We start from the raw sequence: 4,997 nt of genomic DNA on the forward strand, positions 1-4,997 counted from the left end.
CTAATGACTAATGACTAATGACTAATGACTAATGACTAATGACTAATGACTAATGACTAATGACTAATGACTAATGACTAATGACTAATGACTAATGACTAATGACTAATGACTAATGACTAATGACAACTGTCAACTATTTATTATAATACAGTTAGTTTGACCATGACAACAACAATTAATTTGCTATTTATGTTCACACAACTGCCTTTAAATTATGGCGATCGCTTTTTGCAAGTTATCCTGATTTTTCTAGCTGGAGGAATTGGGGGATTAGCTGGACTGGTAGCGTTCCCAACCTTGAGATTGATATTAGCTTTATTTGCCCCAAGCTTCTTGAAAAAAAAATATATTGGTGTATTGCTTGCCTCTAAAAATCTAATTTTAATTTTATTAACTCTGTCAGCGATGGAAGTCATGTTAGTTTTAATCCCTCACACTAAATGGCTAAAATTGATGGAGTTTGGTTTGAGTGCGGGCATCACTTGCTCTGCCGGTTGGCTAGTGTCAAGTTTATTTCGAGAAGTTTTTAATAGCACAATTTTAGGCGCAACCTTTGACTCCAACCCGAAAGTAAGAGGCGAGTCTATCTTTTTAATTCGCTATCTGGGAGACTTTGCGATCGCTGTAATAGTCATTTTAGTCTTTTGCATTAGCCATAATCTCAATGTGGGAGGCATACTTGCTAGCTTGGGGATTGGAGGTGTTGCTATTGCCTTTGCTGCTCAGAAGACGTTAGAACAATTTTTAGGAGGAATTGTATTAACTCTCGATCGCCCTTTTCAAGTTGGAGACTATATTGGTTTATCCGACGGCCCTCTGGGAAAACAAGGCACTTTCGGACGAGTCGAAAGTATTGGTTTAAGGTCAACAAAAATTCGCACCTCTGGTAAAGGTACTCTCACAGTTATTCCTAATAATTCGCTGACAGAAGTTACCATAGAGAACTATACCAGCGCTAAGAAAGTCATGTCGATTATGATGCTAGAGTTTCCCGAACAGGTATCTGCTCAGGATGAAGCACTAATCCGTCAAACTGTGATGGAAAGCACGATGGACATTTTTGGTTTAGACTGGCGCAGCACGGAGGTTTCCTTCAGTAACAACCAAGCCCAAATTTCTTTTTTCATTTTGGGTTCTAATGAATTATCTATGGACTTGAGGCGGCAATTGCTGGATCTAGCTACCCAACAAATCACCAAACAACTCCCAAAACATAATATTTCTTTCACCATTAACCAACCAACGATTTATGTGGATGCTCCAATTCCTATTTAAACGACCAATGAAGCTGATATTCTTATTTGTAATGGCTTTGTTTTTAGCGACTTTTCCGATGAGTTTTGCTCTAAGTGTTGACGGCCCTCATTCTCCTGTAGTAGTTGATGGCATTCCGCTGTTTTATTTACAACCTGTAGATCGATCTTCAGCATTAGATCGTACCGAATTTGCCAATAAATTACTGGCTGATGCGATTTCAAATGAGAAACTCATAAGTTTTGATGTGCGTAACGATCCTAATACAAGCGCTACTTCAATTTCTTTAAACAAGAATTACTTGTTGACAGTTACCGCTAACGATGTTTTACCAAACTTTTCTTTATCTCAACAAGCTAAACAATGGGAAGATATTCTAGAAAGGGCGGTCGCCAAGGCAAAAAAAGAACGAACTTCACAATACATTGTGGAGAGAAGTTTGTGGGTTTTAATTGGTATAGGAATTATTATACTATTGCGGTTTTTATTGGTAATTGTCGCCAAAATAGCTCAGTGGGAAACTGGTAGTTTTACCAAGGTTTTTTTTAGTTTTGCCTGGTTAGCGATCGCCCTAGTGTGTGCGGAATGGTTCCCGGTATTGCGAAGTATTCGCTATCAGATTTTTTCCCCATTTTCTCAGCCCCAGTGGCTGATATTTTTGGGAGCATTAGGAAGCTCTTTTGTATTTAGCCACTACGCTCCAGGCTTATTGAGATTTGCCATCAAAAAGCTAGATATTCATTCAACAGAAAATGTTTACCTGGCACTTATTCAACCAAGCGAAATTCTCGTGCAATTTTCAGTTCTCTCTATTTGTGTCAGTTGGTCTCTGAGCTTGCTAGAAACATTAGCACCAGTTGTGTATGAGCTGCTAAAACCGATTGCTAATTTATTTGTAGTTGGCTGTCTCTATTGGTTATCTACAAAAGTTACTAGCCGCTACCTGCGTACCTATGGATTCAAGTTTGGGGGAAAATTTAATCCCAGTAGCGATGATGCAATTTTAGTATTTGAAACTGTGTTGAATGTCTTTATCTTTATTGTAGCACTGGTGACATTTGCCCGCAGCGTAAACTTTGACTTGATTGGTTTGGTTGCTAGTTTGGGGTTGGTTGGTTTAGCCGTCGCCTTTGCAGCCCAAAAAATTCTCGAACAACTGATTGCTACTCTAGTATTGTATTTAGATCGCCCTTTTGTCACTGGTGACTATATCCGTCTACCCGCTGGAGAGTTGGGGAAAGTAGAAAGTATTGGATTGCGATCGACAAAAATTCGTTCCCTCGGTACGGGTACAATTATTGTGATGCCCAATTCTATCTTAGTCAGTGTAGAAATTGAAAACGTTACTCTTGCCAAAAAAATTATGGTGTTACTGTATATGGACTTTGCAAGTGCTTTAGGAGAACGAGAATATGCTCTAGTGCAGCAAGCTATCATGGAAAAAATTGTTTTCCTATCAGGAATCGATCCTAACAGCACAAATATTGCTCTCGCCGATGGTTCGGGAAAAAGATTAAGGGTTAGTTTGGCAATTTTAGGCTCTCAGGATAATGCGGTTGAGGTGCGTAAACGCCTACTAGAGTTAGCAAGCGTTCAAATTGCTAAATCTCTTGCAGTCCACGGTATTGTGTTTACGATGGAAAATCCTACGGTTTACGTGCAGTCCCCTGCTACTATTTGAGTAAAAATGTTCCCTTGCCCAAAAACTGCTTTAAAATTTCTCCGGGTTTTCTGTCCCAAGTGTCGATATGTTGGTAAATCAAGCCGTCCTCATCCATTTTGTAGGTAGAGTAGCCGTTAAAGAAAATTTGAGCTTTCCAGGGTACGCGCAGCGTCCCGCGCACAGTCCAATTTGCCACAATAGTATCAGGGGCTGTCTGACTTACGTCGTGGAGGTCGAAGTAAATCTCGTTAAAAAATAGCTGCCCGTGAAATCGCAAAGTCCAAAAGATAATGCGGTAGTTGATTTTTCCTTTAAATTTGTTGACGGGATCTTGAAAATAGATGGCTTTTGTGTATATGTCGTAGGAGATGTCTTTCTCAAACAGCGTCGGGAGCTCCGCTTTCAGGGTGTCTACTACTTGTTCAACCTGCATTTGATATTCGATCGCGCTCAAGCTACCACCTTGTGACAGTATTGATTTATAAGTTTAAATGAATAATCTCGATCGCTGGACGATCGCAGATTTGAGATTTCATCCAGCTCTGATTTTAACTTTAACGCTATTGTCCGCATCTGCCTTTGTGCAGACCCGGACTTGCGACATCGAAACCTTGGCACAGATTTGACTGAGTACACCAACCCCTCTGAAATTCTCGCAGAAATCAACAACGGCCAACTGTTGATGGTAGATAGCCGTCGCCGGAACGGTCTAATTTTGATTAAGCGCTTCCACGCAGAGTTTGCCGGGCCGGGGGCTGCGGTTGGCGGTGCTTTTGACGTTGACTCTGGGCGGGCGATTCCCGTGGGAGATTTTGGTTTAGTTTGTCCTCAATCTCCCGAAGAAAGACAGAAAGCTTTTGGAATTCGGCGGCATTGGGTGCGATTAACGGAACAGTTAACTGCAAAGCCGACAGCTTTGGAACGCGCACAAATGATTTTAACTCAGTTTGAACAATATTTTGATGGGGAAACAGTGGCACAAATTCCCGATGAAGCTTTGGCACTTTTAGTAGGCGTATTTCCCCAAACTATTCGGGCGGCGCGACAGATTGATAATTAAAAATGGCATGGTAATTTGCTTCAATTCATACCATTTTTAAGGGTTGTTGTCAAATCAAAATCGCAGCGATTCGATCGACTGTCCGCTGATTTTCCTCCGGGCTACCAACCGTAATTCGCAAACCTCCGCCTGTGTGACGAATTAACGTTCCTCGAATTTTTAGCTGCTGCATGATTTTTTGGTGTTCCTGTTCCGCTGCTTCGCTGTCGCTGGCTTTCACCCGCAGGTAAACAAAGTTTGCCGCACTGGGCCAAACTTGCAATTTTGGCTGCTGAGTTAGCGCTGCAATTAATTTGGCTCTTTCGGCTATAATTTCGGGAACTACTGCTAGCAGTAGCTGTCGCTGGGCTAGGGCGAATTCGGCTGCGGTTTGCGATAAACTGGGGAGGTTGTAGGGGAGGCGGATTTTTTCTAAGGCGGCTGTGAACTCTGGATGGGCGATCGCATATCCGACTCTCATTGATGCTAGTCGAAATGCTTTGGAAAATGTTCGCAAAATTACCCAGTTCGGGTGTTGGTGCAATCTGTCTGCTAAGGTATTGTGGCTGAATTCAAAATAAGCTTCGTCAATTACTACTAAAATATTGGGCGGTAATGTTTCTAACCAATCCACCTCATCTGGTGTCAAAGCATTAGCTGTGGGGGAATTGGGATGGACGACAAAGACGGCGCGCACGGGGGGATTTTGATTTTGGGCGTTAGCGCAGCCCTCGGAGAGGATCGCTCTTTTAGCCGCCTCGATATCTATTTCAAAATTATCCTCTTTTCGCGCCACACTGACAGCGGGAATACCGAGGGTTTGCGCGATAATGCCATACATCGAAAAGGTGGGATTGGCGACTAAAATTGAGCCTTGGCCACCCAGACAGGTTGCAATTAAAAGCGATCTAATTAGTTCGTCGGAACCGTTTCCGACAGAGATATGGTCGGCTGTAATGGCAGTTTTTGGAGATGTAACCCCCCCTAGCCCCCCCTTGTTAAGGGGGGGGGCATTTAGGAGAGCACCCTGGTTAAGGG

At 42.5% G+C, this 4,997-nt stretch carries 6 protein-coding genes; 4 read left to right on the plus strand and 2 right to left on the minus strand.

Annotated elements, in window-relative coordinates; translation table 11 throughout:
- Positions 1 to 165 precede the first annotated feature (165 nt).
- Positions 166 to 1,278 carry a mechanosensitive ion channel family protein gene (locus IQ263_RS27580; protein WP_194071227.1) on the plus strand — a complete coding sequence of 371 codons (1,113 nt, stop codon included), beginning with the start codon at positions 166 to 168 and terminating at the stop codon, positions 1,276 to 1,278.
- Positions 1,279 to 1,285: 7 nt separating this feature from the next.
- Complete coding sequence (locus IQ263_RS27585) at positions 1,286 to 2,938, plus strand: mechanosensitive ion channel family protein (protein WP_228050422.1); 1,653 nt, start codon at positions 1,286 to 1,288, stop codon at positions 2,936 to 2,938.
- On the opposite strand, the gene IQ263_RS27590 is transcribed toward IQ263_RS27585, so the two are convergent.
- Positions 2,931 to 3,353: a C6orf136 family protein gene (locus IQ263_RS27590; RefSeq protein WP_194071231.1), complete on the minus strand. Its 423-nt coding sequence runs from the start codon at positions 3,351 to 3,353 to the stop codon at positions 2,931 to 2,933. The two genes, IQ263_RS27585 and IQ263_RS27590, sit on opposite strands and share 8 nt — an antisense overlap.
- Before the next feature lie 58 nt (positions 3,354 to 3,411).
- Here IQ263_RS27590 and IQ263_RS29565 point away from each other — a divergent pair, with 58 nt between their 5' ends.
- Entirely contained in the window at positions 3,412 to 3,546 is a 135-nt protein-coding gene (locus IQ263_RS29565; protein ID WP_255515938.1) for a hypothetical protein, read from the plus strand.
- Positions 3,543 to 3,980: a hypothetical protein gene (locus IQ263_RS27595; protein WP_228050423.1), complete on the plus strand. Its 438-nt coding sequence runs from the start codon at positions 3,543 to 3,545 to the stop codon at positions 3,978 to 3,980. Before IQ263_RS29565 ends, IQ263_RS27595 begins: the two co-directional genes overlap by 4 nt.
- 49 nt (positions 3,981 to 4,029) lie before the next feature.
- Here IQ263_RS27595 and IQ263_RS27600 read toward each other — a convergent pair.
- A partial coding sequence (locus IQ263_RS27600; RefSeq protein ID WP_194071230.1) for a histidinol-phosphate transaminase occupies positions 4,030 to 4,997 on the minus strand: 968 nt, incomplete at its 5' end.

The organism is Tychonema sp. LEGE 06208 (assembly GCF_015207505.1).
Classification (GTDB): Bacteria; Cyanobacteriota; Cyanobacteriia; order Cyanobacteriales; family Microcoleaceae; genus Microcoleus.